The 16571-nt window shown below is 71.6% G+C and carries 16 protein-coding genes; 7 read left to right on the plus strand and 9 right to left on the minus strand.

Annotation, left to right across the window (positions count from 1 at the left end; all coding sequences use genetic code 11):
• Window positions 1-5 precede the first annotated feature (5 nt).
• Window positions 6-782: a vWA domain-containing protein gene (locus tag AN215_RS13435; protein WP_070009322.1), complete on the minus strand. Its 777-nt coding sequence runs from the start codon at window positions 780-782 to the stop codon at window positions 6-8.
• Between the two features lie 384 nt (window positions 783-1166).
• On the opposite strand from AN215_RS13435, the gene AN215_RS13440 reads away from it, so the two are divergent.
• Window positions 1167-1829 carry a DNA alkylation repair protein gene (locus AN215_RS13440; RefSeq protein WP_070009323.1) on the plus strand — a complete coding sequence of 221 codons (663 nt, stop codon included), beginning with the start codon at window positions 1167-1169 and terminating at the stop codon, window positions 1827-1829.
• A gap of 40 nt (window positions 1830-1869) precedes the next feature.
• On the opposite strand, the gene AN215_RS13445 is transcribed toward AN215_RS13440, so the two are convergent.
• From AN215_RS13445 to AN215_RS13470, 6 genes are all read right to left on the minus strand, one after another.
• Window positions 1870-2334, minus strand: coding sequence for an SRPBCC family protein (locus AN215_RS13445; RefSeq protein WP_070009324.1), 465 nt, complete (start codon window positions 2332-2334; stop codon window positions 1870-1872).
• A gap of 260 nt (window positions 2335-2594) precedes the next feature.
• Window positions 2595-3248: an SRPBCC domain-containing protein gene (locus AN215_RS13450; protein ID WP_070009325.1), complete on the minus strand. Its 654-nt coding sequence runs from the start codon at window positions 3246-3248 to the stop codon at window positions 2595-2597.
• An 85-nt stretch (window positions 3249-3333) separates the two neighbouring features.
• Window positions 3334-3813, minus strand: a complete 480-nt coding sequence (locus tag AN215_RS13455; RefSeq protein WP_070008648.1) for an SRPBCC family protein — start codon at window positions 3811-3813, stop codon at window positions 3334-3336.
• 120 nt (window positions 3814-3933) lie between these two features.
• Entirely contained in the window at window positions 3934-4119 is a 186-nt protein-coding gene (locus tag AN215_RS13460; protein WP_070008647.1) for a hypothetical protein, read from the minus strand.
• A gap of 240 nt (window positions 4120-4359) precedes the next feature.
• Window positions 4360-5010 (minus strand): SRPBCC family protein, encoded by a 651-nt coding sequence (locus AN215_RS13465; protein WP_070009326.1) that lies wholly within the window; start codon window positions 5008-5010, stop codon window positions 4360-4362.
• Window positions 5010-5393, minus strand: a complete 384-nt coding sequence (locus AN215_RS13470; protein ID WP_216093798.1) for an ArsR/SmtB family transcription factor — start codon at window positions 5391-5393, stop codon at window positions 5010-5012. Before AN215_RS13470 ends, AN215_RS13465 begins: the two co-directional genes overlap by 1 nt.
• Before the next feature lie 298 nt (window positions 5394-5691).
• Between AN215_RS13470 and AN215_RS13475 the strand changes: the two genes are divergently transcribed.
• On the plus strand, window positions 5692-7044 hold the full coding sequence (locus AN215_RS13475) for an aspartate kinase (protein WP_070009327.1): 1353 nt from the start codon (window positions 5692-5694) through the stop codon (window positions 7042-7044).
• On the plus strand, window positions 7041-8192 hold the full coding sequence (locus tag AN215_RS13480) for an aspartate-semialdehyde dehydrogenase (RefSeq protein ID WP_070009328.1): 1152 nt from the start codon (window positions 7041-7043) through the stop codon (window positions 8190-8192). The genes AN215_RS13475 and AN215_RS13480 overlap by 4 nt, the downstream gene beginning before the upstream one ends.
• Window positions 8193-8239: 47 nt before the next feature.
• Here the strand turns inward: AN215_RS13480 and AN215_RS13485 are convergent, their stop codons facing one another.
• On the minus strand, window positions 8240-9214 hold the full coding sequence (locus AN215_RS13485) for an aminoglycoside phosphotransferase family protein (RefSeq protein WP_070009560.1): 975 nt from the start codon (window positions 9212-9214) through the stop codon (window positions 8240-8242).
• Between the two features lie 474 nt (window positions 9215-9688).
• Here AN215_RS13485 and AN215_RS13490 point away from each other — a divergent pair, with 474 nt between their 5' ends.
• From AN215_RS13490 to AN215_RS13500, 3 genes are all read left to right on the plus strand, one after another.
• Window positions 9689-10261 (plus strand): SigE family RNA polymerase sigma factor, encoded by a 573-nt coding sequence (locus tag AN215_RS13490; RefSeq protein ID WP_070009561.1) that lies wholly within the window; start codon window positions 9689-9691, stop codon window positions 10259-10261.
• Window positions 10261-12360 (plus strand): hypothetical protein, encoded by a 2100-nt coding sequence (locus AN215_RS29205; protein ID WP_107374326.1) that lies wholly within the window; start codon window positions 10261-10263, stop codon window positions 12358-12360. Before AN215_RS13490 ends, AN215_RS29205 begins: the two co-directional genes overlap by 1 nt.
• 183 nt (window positions 12361-12543) lie before the next feature.
• Window positions 12544-13434: an SURF1 family protein gene (locus AN215_RS13500; RefSeq protein WP_070009331.1), complete on the plus strand. Its 891-nt coding sequence runs from the start codon at window positions 12544-12546 to the stop codon at window positions 13432-13434.
• Here the strand turns inward: AN215_RS13500 and AN215_RS13505 are convergent.
• The gene (locus AN215_RS13505; protein ID WP_070009332.1) at window positions 13346-15211 is read right to left on the minus strand and encodes a S9 family peptidase; all 1866 of its coding nucleotides are present in this window, start codon (window positions 15209-15211) and stop codon (window positions 13346-13348) included. The genes AN215_RS13500 and AN215_RS13505 overlap by 89 nt on opposite strands.
• Window positions 15212-15432: 221 nt before the next feature.
• Here AN215_RS13505 and AN215_RS13510 point away from each other — a divergent pair, with 221 nt between their 5' ends.
• Window positions 15433-16560: a hypothetical protein gene (locus AN215_RS13510; protein ID WP_245694426.1), complete on the plus strand. Its 1128-nt coding sequence runs from the start codon at window positions 15433-15435 to the stop codon at window positions 16558-16560.
• Window positions 16561-16571 lie beyond the last annotated feature (11 nt).

Below are 16571 nucleotides of genomic sequence, written 5' to 3' on the forward strand. Positions count from 1 at the left end.
GGGCCTCAGCGGGGCAGGATGCCGGCTTGGCGTGCCGCCGCGAGCCAGGCGGGGAACTCCCGCATGAGCGCCGCGTACAGGACGTCGTCCGGGACGGACCTGGGGTCCGTGCCGGCGGGGAAGAAGCCCGCGTTGTCCACAACACGCTTGGCAGGCACGGGTAGTTCGTCGAGCTTCCGCAGGAAGTCGAAGTGCTTGCCCGCCGGTTCGCCGAAGCCCACGAACTGCCAGAAGAGCGGCAGTCGCGCCGCGGTGCACAGCACGTGTTCGGCCGCGGCACGTGAGGTGGGGCCGCCGTCCGTCTGGAAGACGACGAATGCTGGATCGGTGGCGCCCGAGGCCGTGTAGTGGTCGATGACCGCCTGCATCGCGACGTGGTAGTTGGTGCGGCCCATGTGGCCGAGGCTGTCGCTGAGGGCGGCGATGCGGTTCTCGTAGGAGTCGAGGCTCACTTCGGCGGCGCCGTCCACATCTGTGGAAAAGAAGACGACGGGCACCGTGCCGTCGTCGTCCAGGTTCGCGGAGAGGCCGAGCGTCTGCTCGGCGAGCTGCTGGACCGAACCGTCCCTGTAGTACGGGCGCATGCTTCCGGAACGGTCCAGCACCAGGTAGACGGCGGCCCGTTGGGCCGGCAGACCCGCCTTCTCCAGTGACACGCGCGCCTTCTTGTACAGGCTGACGAGGCCGGGAGCCGAGGCGCTGATCCGCTCCTGACTCACCGCCGGGCCATGGGCGTCGGGGGACTGAGCTCCGGCCGGGCGCTTGACGTAGTCGATGGCCACGGGTCCTCCAGGGGGCGTGTGCGGCGAGCGTGCGGGTGTGCACGGTGCGTGTGCGTACTGGAAGATTACGGCCGGATCCTGGCCGCCGCTCCATGCGGTGCTCGCCCTCGCAGGGCGCGGATGCTTGCCCTGGTCCGTACGGAATATGCGGGTGTACCCTGGATTGTGCATCGGGCGAAAGCCCGGTGAGGTGGACCCGGCAGTCAGCCGAGAGGTTGACGGGCCGGGTTCCGCTCTGTGCGGGGGCTGGGGCTGGGCGCTTCCGATGCCGATGCCGATGCCGAAGCCGACGTCGATGCCGAAGCGGGTGCCGATGCCGATGCCTCCCAGGATGTCGCCGTGGAGAATGTCTGAGCGCTACGGGTGCGCGGTGATCGGAGCGACATGGACCAGCGAGGGTGGGCCGACGAACTCGACCGGCGCATCCGCGCGCTGCCCGGGCCGACGACGGAGTCGGTCCGTCGCGTCAGGCGCGAGTACTCGAAGCGGCTGCGGTCCGAGTCGGGTGAGAGTGTCGTGTCTCTGGCCGAGGCGCTGGTGGACCGGCACCGCTGGGTCGCCTACGAGTTGATCTACCACCACCCGAGTGCGCTGACCTGCCTCAGTGTTGAGGACGTCGAAGGGCTGGCCCGCCGGCTCGACAGCTGGGGATCGGTGGACGCCTTCGGCTGCTGCCTCTCGGGTCCGGCGTGGCGGCGGGGGGTGATCCCTGACGAGGTGATCCACCGCTGGGCGGCGTCGGAGGACAGGTGGTGGCGCCGTGCCGCTCTGGTCTCGACCGTGCCGCTGAATCTGCGGTCCCGTGGCGGCACCGGGGACGCGGAGCGCACCCTGGGCGTCTGTGCCCTGCTCGTGGCGGACCGCGACGACATGGTGGTCAAGGCGCTGTCCTGGGCGCTTCGTCAGCTGGTGGTCCAGGACCCCGAGGCCGTACGGAGCTTCATGCGGAGCCACCAGGACGTGCTGGCCGCCCGCGTCGTCCGGGAGACCGGCCACAAGCTCACCACCGGCCGCAAGAACCCTCCGCGGACAACGCCGCCTCGCTGAGCGCGACGCGTCCGGGCCGCCGGCTGCCGGGCCGGGCAGGTCAGTTCGACGACTCCAGGGAAGCGGCCACGTCTTCGAGGTCCTTGGACAGTGACTTCGCGACCGCCTTGGAACCGATCCCGCCGAGGAACTTCCCCATCGTGCCGCTCAGGCTCTTCTTCTCCGTCTCGGATTCGAAGGACAGCCGCACCGTGGTGGCGTCGTCCTCTTCGGGGGTGAGCGTGAACTCCGAGGTGTAGTGGACGCCGCGCGAATCGGACTCGACCACATAGCGCTTCGGGGCCTCGGAAGCCGTCACCCACATCTCCTCGGTGGCCTCCTTCCCGAAAATGCGGCGGGTTTCCCGCCAGCGGGTGCCGGTCCCGAAGGGTGCTTCGCTGAGCATCTCGACGCGCTCGATGCCGCTGATCACGCGAGGGGAGCCTTCGATGTCGGTCAGCGCCTCCCACACCCGACCGGCCGGAGCCGCGATGCGACGCTCCACCGTCACCTGCCACGTGGTCATGAACGAGCCCTTCCGTAGGGGACCGGGATCGGCATCCAGCCCTTTGGCCGGAATTAGACCAGCAGTCTCCGGCAACCGACCCCGAGCGTCGAGAGGTCGGCCGGCCGGGCGGTCCGGGAAAGGCCGAGTGACGCACCACCGGCCGGCGTCGACCACCACATGACCGGAAGCCGGGCGCCGCGTCAACGGGCCGCGGCCCGGCCTCGATCCGCTGCCGACGCCCGTATGCCGCCCCCGCCGGTGCCTGCCGCGGCCCCTCGTCAGCCGGCGTCGTCCTCGCGGGGCGGTGCGTAGAAGGCCGTGGTGTTGTGGACTGCTGCCGCGGCCACGTCGGCGGGTGCGCCTGAGGTCTGGTACGCGGTGCCCCACGCCTCGCTGCTGCGGGTCATGAACTCCCTTGCCTCGTCGGACTCCCGCCAGGCGGCCAGATCCCCGACGGGATCGCCCAGCAGGTGGAGGTGGAGGCCGAGCGCCGACAGATCCCAGACGAGACCGACGGCTCCCGGGCCGAAGTGTTCCCATACCTCATCGGGTACGACGGCGGCGTGCTTCAGTTCGAAGACGGTCCGTTCCTCGCTGTCGGGTGTCAGCCGCACCTCGACCTCTCCGAAGTCGGGGTCGTCGTCGCCGAACAGCCAGGTCACCTTGAGCAGTCCGGGCGGTTCGCATTCGAGGATCTCGCCGCCGGCGTTGCCCTCCAGCTGGTAGTGCCCGCCGGGCTTCAGGTCGCCGCTGACGGGCAGGAACCAGCGGCTGATGCGTTCCTTGGTGGTGCAGGCGTCCCAGACGTCCTCGACGGCGGCGTCGTAGGTACGCCGCAGCAGGACCGTGCGGGCCTCCTCCTCGGGCTCGCCCACGCGCCGGCTGCCGACTTCCCGGTGGACGTCGTTGATCTGGTCGACGATGTCGCTCATCACTGCTCCGTGGGTCGTCGGGCGGCTCCGGGGGCCGGACGCGGCCGGCTGATACGGGAGAGGGCTCGCAGCCAGTGTCGCGCCCTCAACTCTTCGGCGGCTGCGGGGACTCCAGCGACGCGGCCACGTCCGCGAGGTCCTTGGCGAGTGCCTTGGCCGCGGCCTTCGAGCGGAGCCCGCCGAGCATCTTCATCACGGCTCCCTTGAGGCCGCCCTTCTCTGTTGTCCTGGAGCCGAAGGTCAGGCGTACGTCTGTGGATTCGCCGCCCGCGGGCGTGAGAAGGAACTCCGAGGTGTAGTGGACGCCGCGTGACTCGGCCTCTATGACGCAGCGTTCCGGCGCCTCGCTCGCCGTCACCCACATCTCCTCGGTGGCTTCCTTGCCGAGCATGGTGCGGGTCTCCCGCCAGCGTGTGCCGACGCCGAAGGGGCCTTCGCTGAGCATCTCGATGCGGTCGATGCCCTTGATCACTTCGGCGCTGTGCTCGATGTCCGTCAGCGCCTCCCAAACGCGGCCGGCCGGAGCCGCGATGCGCCGTTCCACTGTCACCTGTGCTGTGCCCATGACGTCCTCCAACTGCCCGGGCGGACCCCGTCGTCCGTCCCGCTGTCCGGAATTGGAGCAGAGGGCACTGACAACGGCCGTGGAGCCGTTGCTCTCAACCGGGTGCGGCGGGTGCCGGGTTCACGACCGGGAACCGGCGGTCTCCTCGGTCCGGTTCCGGTGCCGTACGGCGGCGACCACGGCACAGACGAGGAAGAGCGACCCGGCGCCCCAGAGGACCGCAGCGGCCTCCTTCACAACGAGCGACAGCAGGACGCAGACGGACGTCAGCATCACGAAGGCGGTTGTGGGATTGCGCGTGCTCATCGGTGTTCACCGTTTCTGCCGTGGCGTGGGGGTTGCTCCGGCTGTCCGCTCCGCGGCTCCCGGGCCCGGCCCGGGTGTGTGCCGTGGGCTCCGGTGCCGCTCGTGCGGTCAGCCGGGGACACCGTCATGAAAGCTGGTCGACATGCACCGGTCAACCCGTTACCGATGGCGGCGGGGCACCCGCACCCCCGCCGCCGACGCCCGTATGCCGCCCCCGCCGGTGCCTGCCGCGGCCCCTCGTCAGCCGGCGTCGTCCTCGCGGGGCGGTGCGTAGAAGGCCGTCGTGCCGGCGACTGCTGCCGCGGCCACGTCGGCGGGTGCGCCTGAGGTCTCGTATGCGGTGCCCCACGCCTCGCTGCTGCGGGTCATGAACTCCCTTGCCTCGTCGGTCGCTTCCCACTCGGACGGGTCGCCGACCGATTCGCCGCGCAGGTGGAGCCCGAGTCCGAGCAGGCCCATGTCCCAGCCGACTCCGACCGCTCCGGGGCCGAACTGGTCCCAGAACTCCGGCGGTACGACCGCGACGTGCTCCAGTTCGAGGACTGTCTCCCCCTCGCCCCCGGGTGTCAGCCGCACCTCGACCTCGCTGAGGCCGGGGCTCTCGCCCATCACCCAGCTCACCTTCAGCAGCCGGGGCGGTTCGCACTTGAGGATCTCGCCGCCGGCGTTGCCCTCCAGCTGGTAGTGCCCGCCGGGCTTCAGGTCGCCGCTGACGGGCAGGAACCAGCGGCTGATGCGTTCCTTGGTGGTGCAGGCGTCCCAGACGTCCTCGACGGCGGCGTCGTAGGTACGCCGCAGCAGGACCGTGCGGGCCTCCTCCTCGGGCTCGCCCACGCGCCGGCTGCCGACTTCCCGGTGGACGTCGTTGATCTGGTCGACGATGTCGCTCATCACTGCTCCTCGCTGCCGGGGTCCGCGCCCGCGGCTCCGGCTTCTTTCCTGCGGCGTTCGCGTTTGCCGCGCGCCAACTCCGTGCCGAGCGCGTCCAGCCTCTGTTCCCAGAAGCCGCGGAAGCGCTCCAGCCATGTGTCGATCTCGCGCAGGGGAGCGGCTTCGACGGCATAGAGCCGCCGGGTGCCCTCGGCCCGTACGGAGGCGAAGCCCGACTCGCGCAGCACCCGCAGGTGCTGGGAGACGGCGGGCTGGGAGATGCCGAACTCGGCCTGGATCACGGCGCAGACGGCACCGGAGGTCTGCTCGCCGTCGGCCAGCAGCTCCAGTATCCGGCGGCGCACCGGGTCTCCCAGGACATCCAATGCGTGCACGGGAGTCACTATCCCAGCTCACGCTTATATAAGCCAGAGGTGATACACGAATCCTGTGGAGGGAGGGGGCCGCCGCTCGCCCCTCGGAGGGCTCCGTGGCGCCCGCATGATCACCGCGTCGCGTGTGAGCTGCCTTACGTTCCCGTGTGGGCGCCCGGACAGCGGGCAGGTTTGCCTGCTGGACGAGAGGGCGGGACGCCTTCTCGGTAAAATGAGCCGACCCGTGGATTCCCGGACGGGAGTCCCCCCGGCAGCCCAGGCAGCGGGGGAAGGGCGCGAAGACTTGAGATTCGAGGAGCGAGCACACGTGGGCCTTGTCGTGCAGAAGTACGGCGGCTCCTCCGTTGCCGATGCCGAGGGCATCAAGCGCGTTGCCAAGCGGATCGTCGAGGCCAAGAAGAACGGCAACCAGGTTGTCGTCGTGGTCTCGGCGATGGGTGACACGACGGACGAGCTGATCGATCTCGCGAAGGAAGTCTCCCCCGTCCAGACGGGGCGCGAGTTCGACATGCTGCTGACCGCCGGAGAGCGGATCTCCATGGCACTGCTGGCGATGGCGATCAAATCCCTCGGGCACGAGGCACAGTCGTTCACCGGAAGCCAGGCGGGCCTGATCACCGACTCCGCGCACAACAAGGCGCGGATCATCGACGTCACGCCGGGCCGCATCCAGACCTCCGTCGACGAGGGCAACATCGCCATCGTCGCCGGCTTCCAGGGCGTCTCCCAGGACAGCAAGGACATCACCACCCTGGGCCGCGGCGGCTCCGACACCACCGCCGTGGCGCTGGCGGCCGCGCTGGAGGCGGACGTCTGTGAGATCTACACCGACGTCGACGGCGTCTTCACCGCCGACCCCAGGGTGGTGAAGAAGGCCCGCAAGATCGACTGGATCTCGTTCGAGGACATGCTGGAGCTGGCAAGCTCCGGTTCGAAGGTGCTCCTGCACCGCTGCGTCGAGTACGCCCGCCGCTACAACATCCCGATCCATGTCCGCTCGTCCTTCTCGGGACTGAACGGCACCTGGGTCAGCAGCGAGCCGCCGGGTGGGTACGAAGGCCACGGAGAGGGCACTCCGGGTGCACAGGCCGCGCTGAAGAGCGGGCAGAGCAAGGACAGCGGGCAAGGGGATCAGTCGATGGAGCAGGCGATCATCTCGGGTGTGGCGCACGACACGTCCGAGGCGAAGATCACGGTTGTAGGGGTGCCGGACAAGCCGGGCGAGGCCGCGGTGATCTTCCGCGCCATCGCGGACGCCGAGGTCAACATCGACATGGTCGTGCAGAACGTCTCCGCGGCGTCGACAGGTCTGACGGACATCTCCTTCACCCTCCCCAAGAGCGAGGGCCGCAAGGCGATCGCCGCGCTGGAGAAGGCGCAGGGGCCCATCGGCTTCGACTCGCTGCGCTACGACGACCAGATCGCGAAGATCTCGCTCGTCGGTGCCGGCATGAAGACGAACCCGGGTGTGACGGCGACCTTCTTCGAGGCGCTCTCGGAGGCCAAGGTCAACATCGAGCTGATCTCCACCTCCGAGATCCGCATCTCCGTGGTGACCCGCGAGGACGACGTCAACGAGGCGGTGCGCGCGGTGCATTCGGCCTTCGGGCTGGACAGCGAGAGCGACGAGGCCGTCGTCTACGGAGGCACAGGGCGGTGACGCCCGCCGCCCGTGCGGCCCGCCCCGGTGGCGGGCGCGCGGGCAAGCCCGTCCTGGCGGTCGTCGGTGCGACCGGTGCCGTCGGGACGGTGCTGCTCACCCTGCTCTCCGAACGGGCCGACGTCTGGGGCGAGATCCGCCTGATCGCCTCGCCGCGCTTCTCGGGGCGCGTACGGGGCGTCCGTGGCGAGGACACCGCCGTGCGTGCGCTGAGCGAGGAATCGCTCACCGGCGCGGACGTGGCGGTCTTCGCCGTACCGGACGAGGTCGCGGCCCGGTGGGTGCCGGTCGCGGCCCGGCTGGGCGCCGTCGTCGTCGACGGCTCGCGGGCCTTCCGCATGGCGGACGACGTGCCGCTCGTCGTTCCCGAACTCAACGGCGACGCAGCCTCGGAGCGGCCCAGGGGCATCATCGCGAGCCCCGGCTGCACCACACTGGCGATGATCGTCGCGATGGGAGCGCTGGACGCGGAGTGGGGGCTGGCGGAGCTGGTCCTCTCCTCGTACGAGGCGGTGTCCGCGGCCGGGCGCACCGGAGTGGAGGAGCTGCGGGGCCAGTTGGCCGCCGTCACCTCCGCCGAGGCGGCCGGAGCCGAACTCGGCAGGCACCCCGGCGACATCCGCAGAGCCGTGGCCGAGGGGCGCGGCAGGGCAGTCGCCGCGGGAGCGGCCGGGCCGGGCGATCCGTACGGCACGCCCGTGGCGCTCAACGTCGTGCCGTTCACGGGGGAGATGGGCGAGGGCGGCTGGACGTCCCAGGAGCTGACCGTCCGCGACGAGACGCGGAAGGTGCTCGGGCGGCCCGGCCTGCGCGTGGCGGCGACCTGCGTCCGGGTGCCCGTGCTCACGGCTCATTCGACCTCCGTGCACGCGCGGTTCGGGACCGAGGTGTCGGTGGGACGGGCCCGCGAGGTACTGGCGAACGCACCGGGTGTGGTGCTGTGCGACGACCCGGCGCAGGGCGACTTCCCCACGCCCGCTGACGTGGCCGGGACGGACCCCACGTGGGCGGGGCGCGTACGTCAGTCGCCGGACGACCCGCATTCGTTGGAGCTGTTCCTCTGCGCGGACAATCTGCGCAAGGGCGCTGCGCTCAACATGGCGCAGATAGCGGAACGGGTCGTGAGGGAGCTGCGCGCCGCGTCGTGACGCGTGCGCCGGACCCGGGGGACCGGGGAGAGCCGCCGGAGGAGGGTCTAGTGCCGTGACCGGGACGGCTGTTCCTCCGTCTTCCGCTCCTCCTCCTTCTCGTCCTCCTGCTCGTCCTCCTCGTATTCGCTCAGTACGGCGTCGAGCACCCGGGACGCCTCGCTGCGCAGGCCCTCGTCCGTACCCCATGCGAGGGTGATGAGCGCCTTCCACAGCGTCCAGCCGCGTCCGCGCGCCCAGGCTCCGGGGTCGAGCAGGCCGCCCGCGTACACCGCCTCGCGGAACGCGGCGCGGCTCTCGCCGGACAGCATCGTCCACGCGATCTGGAGGTCGCAGGCGGGGTCGCCCACGCCGGAGGTGCCGAAGTCGATCACTGCCGCGAGCCGGCCCTCACGCACGAGCAGGTTGCCTTGTGCGATGTCGCCGTGGAACCAGACCGGCGGGCCCTCCGGCGGCCTGGGCCTGCGCAGGGCCGTCTCCCAGACGGCGGCGGCGGTTTCACACGGGATGCGTCCCTCCAGGTCGACGAGGGCCTGCCGGGTCTCGGTGTCGTAATGGGTGAGCGATGCGCCGCGGTAGGCGCTGTGCGCTCCGGCGAGCGGACCGCCGGAGGTGTCGGCGCGCTGCAGCGCGGTGACGAATCCGGCGAGGTCCGTGGCGAACTCCGTGAGATCGCCGACCAGTTCGGTGTGCGCGGTCTCGCCCTCGATCCACCGGTTGACGGACCAGTGGAAGGGATAGCCCGCGGCGGGCAGGCCCTTGGCGAGCGGCGCCGGGACGGGCAGCGGAAGCTGCGGCGCGAGAAAGGGCAGCCACTCCTGCTCCTTGGCGACCTGCGGCGCATATCCCTCGGCACTCGGCAGGCGGACGCTCATGGCGTCCCCGAGGTGGAACGTCCGGTTGTCGACGCCGCCGGCGGCGACGGGCACGACCGGCAGGTCCGCCCAGTGCGGGAACTGCGCCGCGATCAACTTCCGTACCAGGGCGGCGTCGATGAACGGGCGTGCTGTGGTTTCGCTCACCCGGTACAGGCTGGCGTCGCCGTACGGCGGCGGACAACCGGTTTTCGGCGCCGGCAGGGCGCGCACACGCATCCGGGAGAACTGTCGACGGTCTGCTGTATCCATCGCCGAACCCCCTCCGCGCACACGAATCCGTGCAAGTTCTGGCCCAAGGAAGGCTCTTGGCACTGGCGGGCACGGGACGCCTGGACGAGAATTTCCCTCTCCGGCCGCTGCAACCGGCGGCCGGGCAGGAGGCGTCTATCTGTCCACTGCCTGGATTCGAGGCCTGGGCTCGACTGGATTCGAGAGGCGCCGTGACTACAGGGGCATCCGGGAAGAGCTGGTACGCATGAGCGCGTTCGAACGATCGTCGACGGCGATGCCAGACGCGTACAACCCTGCAGGGGGAGTGTGTGTCCAACAAGCGTGGCGGAAGCATTCGGATCGGTACTCGCGACAGCACCCGGCACCTCCGGCATCAGCACCGGAGGCATGCCGGTGATCTCGCCGTGGTCTGCCACCCGCCCCACGCGCGTCCCGGCGCAGGGCGCGGAATCTGACGACGCGATGGCAGCGGGCACGACAGTCGACCACCTGACCGAGACCTACCGCGTCCACTACAAGTCGCTGCTCGGGCTGGCCGCCCTCCTTCTTGATGACACCGCTTCCTGCGAGGACGTCGTGCAGGAGGCCTTCATCCGCGTCCACTCGGCGCGCAAGCGCGTCCGGGACCCTGAGAAGACCCTCGCGTACCTGCGGCAGACCGTCGTCAACCTCTCGCGTTCCGCGCTGCGCAGGCGGATCGTCGGCCTGAAGCTGCTCTCCAAACCGATGCCGGACATGGCGAGCGCCGAAGAGGGAGCCTACGAACAGCTGGAGCGGGACGAACTGATCCGCGCGATGCGCGGACTGCAGCGCAGGCAGCGCGAGGTGCTGGTGCTGCGCTACTTCGCGGACATGACCGAGGCGCAGGTGGCCGAGGTGCTGGGCCTGTCGCTCGGTTCCGTGAAGGCGTACGGCTCGCGCGGCATAGCCGCGCTCCGGGTCGCGATGGAGGCGGCCTGATGAGCGCCTACGACGAGCAGGACCAGGTGCTGAGCGAGCGCCTGCGCGAGTTGGTGCGTCTGGCCGGCGCCGGCGAGCTGGCCGACGTCTCGTCCGAGCCCGGCGGTCCGTACGAACAGGGCCTGCACCTGAGCGGCCGGTCCCCTGGCCGTCAGGACACCGCGCCGGCCGCGGCGCGCGACCAGGGCGAGGGCGGCGGCACCGGCCCGGAGGAGCCCGGTCCGCCCAGCGGGCCGCACGCGCCGGAGACCCCGCACGCGCCGGAAGCCCCCGATCTGCCCGGCAGTCCGGACCTGCCGCCGCACGAGGCGCCCGAGTCACCCGACCTGCCGGACCTTCCGGGTGTACCGGAGATTCCAGACGTGCACGGCCCGGCCGAGATGCCCGCCATCCCCGACGCGCCGGACATCCTGCGGAGCCCCGAGGTCCCGCCGACGCCGGACATTCCGCCGGCGCCCCACGTTCCCGAGATGCCCGACGTTCCGGAGGCTCCCGAGATCCCCGAGACCCCGGGCATCTACGACGAGCCGGAGATCCCCGACCCTCCCCAGATCGAGGACCCGGACCTTCCGGACGTCGACCTGCCCGACCGGCTCCCCGGTATGCCGGACGGTCCCGTGTCCCCTGACGCGCCGGGCCTGCCCCGTAAGCCGGACATCCCTGACCCTCCGCATCCCGCGCCCGGGGCGCCGGACGCGGTCCGAGACGCGGTTACAGCCATGCATTCGCACCACACGGACGGTTCGCAGTTCCCGGACGAGCCGGGGCGTTCCGGCCACCACGACCAGCCGGCGCGGCCCGACGGCCCCGCGAGCCCGGATCTGCCCGTACGGGGCGGGGACGCGGAGCGGACCCTGACCGACGGTGCTGCGGCTGCGGCCGGCGCTTCGGCTTCCGGGCTGCCGCCCGCAGCCGGGGGCCCCGGCGGTACGGGCGGCCCGGGCGGCGGCCACGGCGGTACGGGCGGTGGCGGCGGTGCACGAGGCGGTGCGCACGGAGACGGCACCGGTGACGGCGGCAACGGCGACGGCGGGGGCCACGACGACAGCGAAGTCGAGGCGGCGCTCCGCCAGATGCTGCACCAGAGCGTGCGCGGCATCGAGCCCGCTCCCGAATCCCTCAGCTATCTGCGGCACGCGGTCCCGGCCCGCCGGGCGCACCGGCGCCGTGCCCTCGTCGGCGCGGCGGCCGCGGTCGTGCTCGTCGGGGTGGGCGTTCCCGGCCTGGTCGGCACGGGCCTGGTTCCGGGGCTGCCGGGCGACTCCAGGTTCAACGCGGGCGGCAACCAGGAGCAGTCGCAGAGCGCCGGCGGCGCACGGGGCTCCGGCGAAACGCAGGGCCCGGGCAGTGCGGCGGGCGGCGCGGGCGGCGATTCGTCCGGCGACGGCTCGGCGTCCCCGTCGCCCACGGAGGGCAGGGATTCCGAGGGCGCCGACTCGAACGACGACATCGCGACGAGCGCCCCGAGTTGCGGCCGTCAGCAGCTCGGCGACGGCTCGGCGAGTGAAGGCAGCCCCGACTCCAGCGGCAAGGTCTACGGCAGCTTCCGGGTCGTCAACACCTCCGGCGAGGCGTGCACGGTCGAAGGCGAAGGCATCGTGGGTGCGTCCGCACGCGGAGTCGCCGACGTCGGCCGCATCGACGTCCTCGACCACACCGCGGGCGACGCCGCCACCGGGCTGCCCGACCCGAGCCTCGCCGCGAGCCAGCTCGTGCTGAAGCCGGGACAGGCGTACGAGGTCAAGTGGGCCTGGGTGCCCAGCGAGTGCCCGCAGGTGAAGTCCGAGACGAAGTCCGCCGACGGCGACGGCCCCGGGGGCAGCCAGGGCGGCAACAACGGCAACTCGGGCGGCCACGGCAACGGTGGCAACAACGGGACGGGCAACGGCGGCAACAGCAGCGGCGGAGACGACGGCGACGATGACGACGGCGGCGACGACGGTGGCGACGACGGCGGAGACGACGACGGCTCCGAGGGTCAGGCCAGCGTCGTGGTCAGCCACACCCCGGACGTCGGCGACCCCGTGGCGGCGGGCACCGAGCTCAAGGGCGCCTGCGCGGGCACGCTGTACCGCACGGGCGTGATGGCGGCCGGCTGACGGGCTTGCCGGCCGACGGACCGATTGACGACGGACCGACCGACCGACTGACCGCCCGGCCGCCCGCCCGCCCGGCCGCCCGGCCGCCCGCCCGGGCGGACCGAGGGCGGAGCCGGACGGTGCGCCCCGGTGCGCCCGCGACCCACGCACTCCGCCGGTTCCGCAGCCCCGTACCGTGGAGCCGTGTACCGGTTTCTGCTGACCCCGCGGTGGTGGGGAATCAACCTCTTCTCCGTGCTTGCGATCCCGGTCTGTCTCTTCATGGGCAGCTGGCAGCTCTCCCGCTTCGAGGCGCGCGTCGAGAGCCATGAGGAGCAGCAGAGGACGGTCTCCGGCGCGGAACGCGCCGAGCCCGAACCGCTCTCCCGGCTGCTGCCCGTCTCCGTGGAGACCAGCGGCCGTGCGGCGGAGGCCACCGGGCGCTACGACACCTCGCGGCCGCTGCTCGTGCCCGGCCGGAACCTCGACGGCAAGCGGGGCTTCTACGCGCTGTCCCTGCTGCGTACGCAGGCCGGCGACGGGCGGGGCGAGGACGCCGGCACCGGAGCAGGCGACGGCAAGGCGCTCCCCGTGGTACGCGGCTGGCTGCCCGGAGACGCCGACGCCTCCCGCGTCCCGCCGCCCCCGCGCGGCGAGGTGCGTGTGACCGGTGCGCTCCAGGCGTCCGAGTCCCAGGGCAGCCCGGGCGTGCGGGCGGGCGGCGGCCTGCCGGAGGGGCAGCTCGGCATGATCAGCGCGGCCGCGCTCGTCAACGTCGTGCCGTACGACGTCCACGACGCGTGGATCACCGTGCAGCACGTCCCCGCAGGGTCGAAGCTGAAGCCGGTGCCGCCGGTACGTCCCGACAACACCGGCCTCGACATGAAGGCGTTCCAGAACCTCGGTTACACGGCCGAGTGGTTCGTCTTCGCGGGCTTCGTGGTCTTCATGTGGTTCCGGCTCTTCCGCCGTGACCGCGAGCTGGCGAAGGACGCCGAGCTCGGCATCATCCCTCCTCCCGACGGGCCGCCGGACCCGGCACCGGACCAGGAAGATGCTTCAGGGCGAAGTCGATCTCCAGCCTCAACTGCTTGATCCGCTCCTCCACGACGAGCGAGCCGTGTCCGGCGTCGTAGCGGTAGACCTCGTGCGGTGCCCCGCGCTGCTCCAGCCGCTCCACGTAGTTCTCGACCTGACGGATCGGGCAGCGCGGGTCGTTGACGCCCGCGGAGATGAAGACCGGCGCCCGCACGTCGTCGACGTACGTCAGCGGTGACGAGAGCTCGTACCGCTCCGGCACCTCCTCGGGCGATCCGCCCAGCAGGGTGCGGTCCAGGGACTTCAGGGCCTCCATCTCGTCGTGGTACGCGGTCACATAGTCGGCGACCGGCACCGCGGCCAGGCCGACGGCCCATGCTCCGGGCTGCGTCCCCAGGCCGAGCAGCGTCAGGTAGCCGCCCCACGAACCGCCGCCCAGCACCAGCCGCTGCGGATCGGCGAGTCCCGAGGAGACGGCCCACTCCCGTACGGCTGCGATGTCCTCCAGCTCGATCAGGCCGACGCGGTGCTTGAGGGCGTCCGTCCAGGCCCGTCCGTAGCCGGTGGAGCCTCGGTAGTTGACGCGTACGACGGCGAAGCCGTGGTCGACCCACGCGGCGGGCTGGCCGGCGAAGGCGTCACTGTCGTGGTGGGTGGGGCCGCCGTGCACATCGAAGACCGTCGGGAAGGGACCCTCGCCCTCCGGCTTCTGCACGAGGGCGTGGACGGTGCCGCCGGGGCCCTCCACCCATGCGTCCTCGACCGGGACGGACGGCGGGGCCGCCATTCCGGGCGGATCGAGGACGACCGCGCCGGCCGCGGAACGCACCTGAGGCGGCTGCGCGGCCGACGACCACAGATACTCGATCTCGACCCCGGCGGCGGCTTCGCCGGACGTACGCGCCGGAGCCGCCGCGGCGGGACGGACCGTCGCGTCGGCGACCGAGCCGGGCGGGGTCTCGACCCTGGTCAGCGTGCGCGCACCGATGTCGTAGCGCCAGAGGTCGCTGCGTGCCTGGTGGCTGTGGGACACCAGCAGCGAACTGCCGTCCGGATACCAGTCGGCGCTCACGTCCCCGGGCAGGTCGACGGCGAGTTCGGTGACGGTGCCCGTGAGCGGCTCCCAGATCACCGGTTCCCAGCGGCCGGTGCGCTGGTGCGCGATCAGCAGCCGCGAGTCGCCGGCGACGGGTGCGAACCCCAGTGCGGACAGGCCCAGTTCCTTCGTGCCGCCCTCACTGTCGTCGAGTTCGGCGACGGTGGTGCCGTCGGGGCGCATCACGCGCAGCGCGGAGTGCATCGCGTCGCCGTGCTCGGTGTGCTCTACGACCAGCAGTGTCCCGTCGTGGGAGAGATCGGCCACTCCCGCGGACTCGCGGTGCCGGTAGATCTCCGCGGGTTTCTCACCAGGGCGGCAGAGGTGGATCGTCGTCCCGTCCTCGTCGGTCGACCGGCCGATGACGGCCGTGCCGTCCCGCCCGATCGCCAGGCCCGCGGGAAAGGACGGGGCGAGTCCGGGGACCGCGGCCTCGTCGTCGCCGCCCTTGAAGGGCTGCCGCATCCAGATCCCGAACTCGTCACCGTCGGTGTCCGAGAACCACCAGATCTCGTCGCCGCCGGGCGTCAGCACTCCGTCCGTTGTCCCGTTGGGGCGGTCCGTCACCTGCCGGTGTCCGTCCGTGGCCCGGTCCCACGCGTACAGCTCGAACGTGCCCGTCACGTTGGAGACGTACAGCGAGCGGTCGGGTGCGTCCTCGGCCCAGTCGGGCAGCGAGACCCGCGGCGCCCGGAAGCGCTTCTCCCATTCGGGCATGCCATCCGTGTTCTGCGTCATGTGCCCATTCTGCGCCGCGGGCCGGGGCGGCCGTCGTGCGGGAGGCGGTACGGACGGCAGCAACATCGTTTCGGCGGCGGGCGGACGGGACATGCGGACGGGACGGGGCGTACGGGCATGTGAACCGGGCGCGACGCGCACAGCACAGCGCACGGCACGGCGCCGGGCACCGCGCTTGTCGCGCCCGTACGAGCGTCTGGCAATCGACGGACGGAGGCGACGTGGCTGGCGAGAAGACCGGTGAGCCGGCGGCACACGAGGAGCCCGGTGGCGAAGTACCGGGCGGGCAGGGCGGGTTCGGGGGTTCCCGGGACGCCCGCCGGCAGGAGGGCGGGGAGAGCCTCCGGCGGCTGCGGACGGGTCCGCCTGAGCCGCCGAGCCGCCGCGGACTGCTCGCCGCCTCTGCGGCCGCCGGGCTCGGCGTCCTGACGGGCTGCGGCACGTCCTCCTCCGCACGGCCCGACGACCCCAAGCCCGGCGGGAGTTCGGGCACCGGGAAGGGCGGCGGCGCGTCGCCGTCCCGGTCGCCGTCGCCGCGGAAAACGCGAAAGCGGCCGCAACTCCCGCGTGGCGGGCGGGAGTTGTTTCCCCATTACCGGTTGGTCGGCTACTGCGGACTGCCCGGGGCGCCCGCCCTGGGCAGGCTCGGCGACGGCGACCCCGGCAAGCGGGTCTCCGAGATGGAGAAGAAGGCGGACGAGTACGCCGGGGGCCGCGAGCCCCTGCCGGTACTCGAACTGCTGGCCGCCGTGGCCAATCCCGACGCGGGCCGCGACGGCACGTACCGCACACGCACCCCCGGCAGTACGATCCGCCGCTTCCACGAACTCGCCCGCGAACGCGACGCGTTGCTGCTGCTCAACATCCAGCCGGGGCGCGCCGCGCCGCTGAAGGAGGTCCAGGCGCTCAGCGACTGGCTGGAACACCCCGACGTGGGCGTGGCACTCGACCCGGAGTGGGACATGGGCCCCGGCGAGACACCGGGAGAGACCTACGGACGTACCTCCGGCGGTGAACTGAACGACATCTCCGACTACTTGTCGGAACTCGTCCGCACCCACGACCTGCCGCACAAGCCGCTCGTCTTCCACCAGGTCGCCACGTCCGTCGTCAGCGAGGAGAAGGAGCTGCGCCCGGCCGAGGGCGTCCCGCTGATAAAGAGCGCCGACGGCATCGGCTCCCCGGAACTCAAGCGCGCCACGTGGCGGCAGCTCGTCGACGGCATGCCGGACGGGGTGCACACGGGCTTCAAGCTCTTCTACGAGGAGGACACCGAGGGTTCCCGTCTGATGAAGCCCAAGGAGGTCCTCAAGCTCCGCCCCGAACCGGAGTACGTGATGTACGAGTAGGCGCCGCGGGC

Source organism: Streptomyces abyssalis (genome assembly GCF_001751365.1).
GTDB classification, from domain to species: domain Bacteria; phylum Actinomycetota; class Actinomycetes; order Streptomycetales; family Streptomycetaceae; genus Streptomyces; species Streptomyces abyssalis.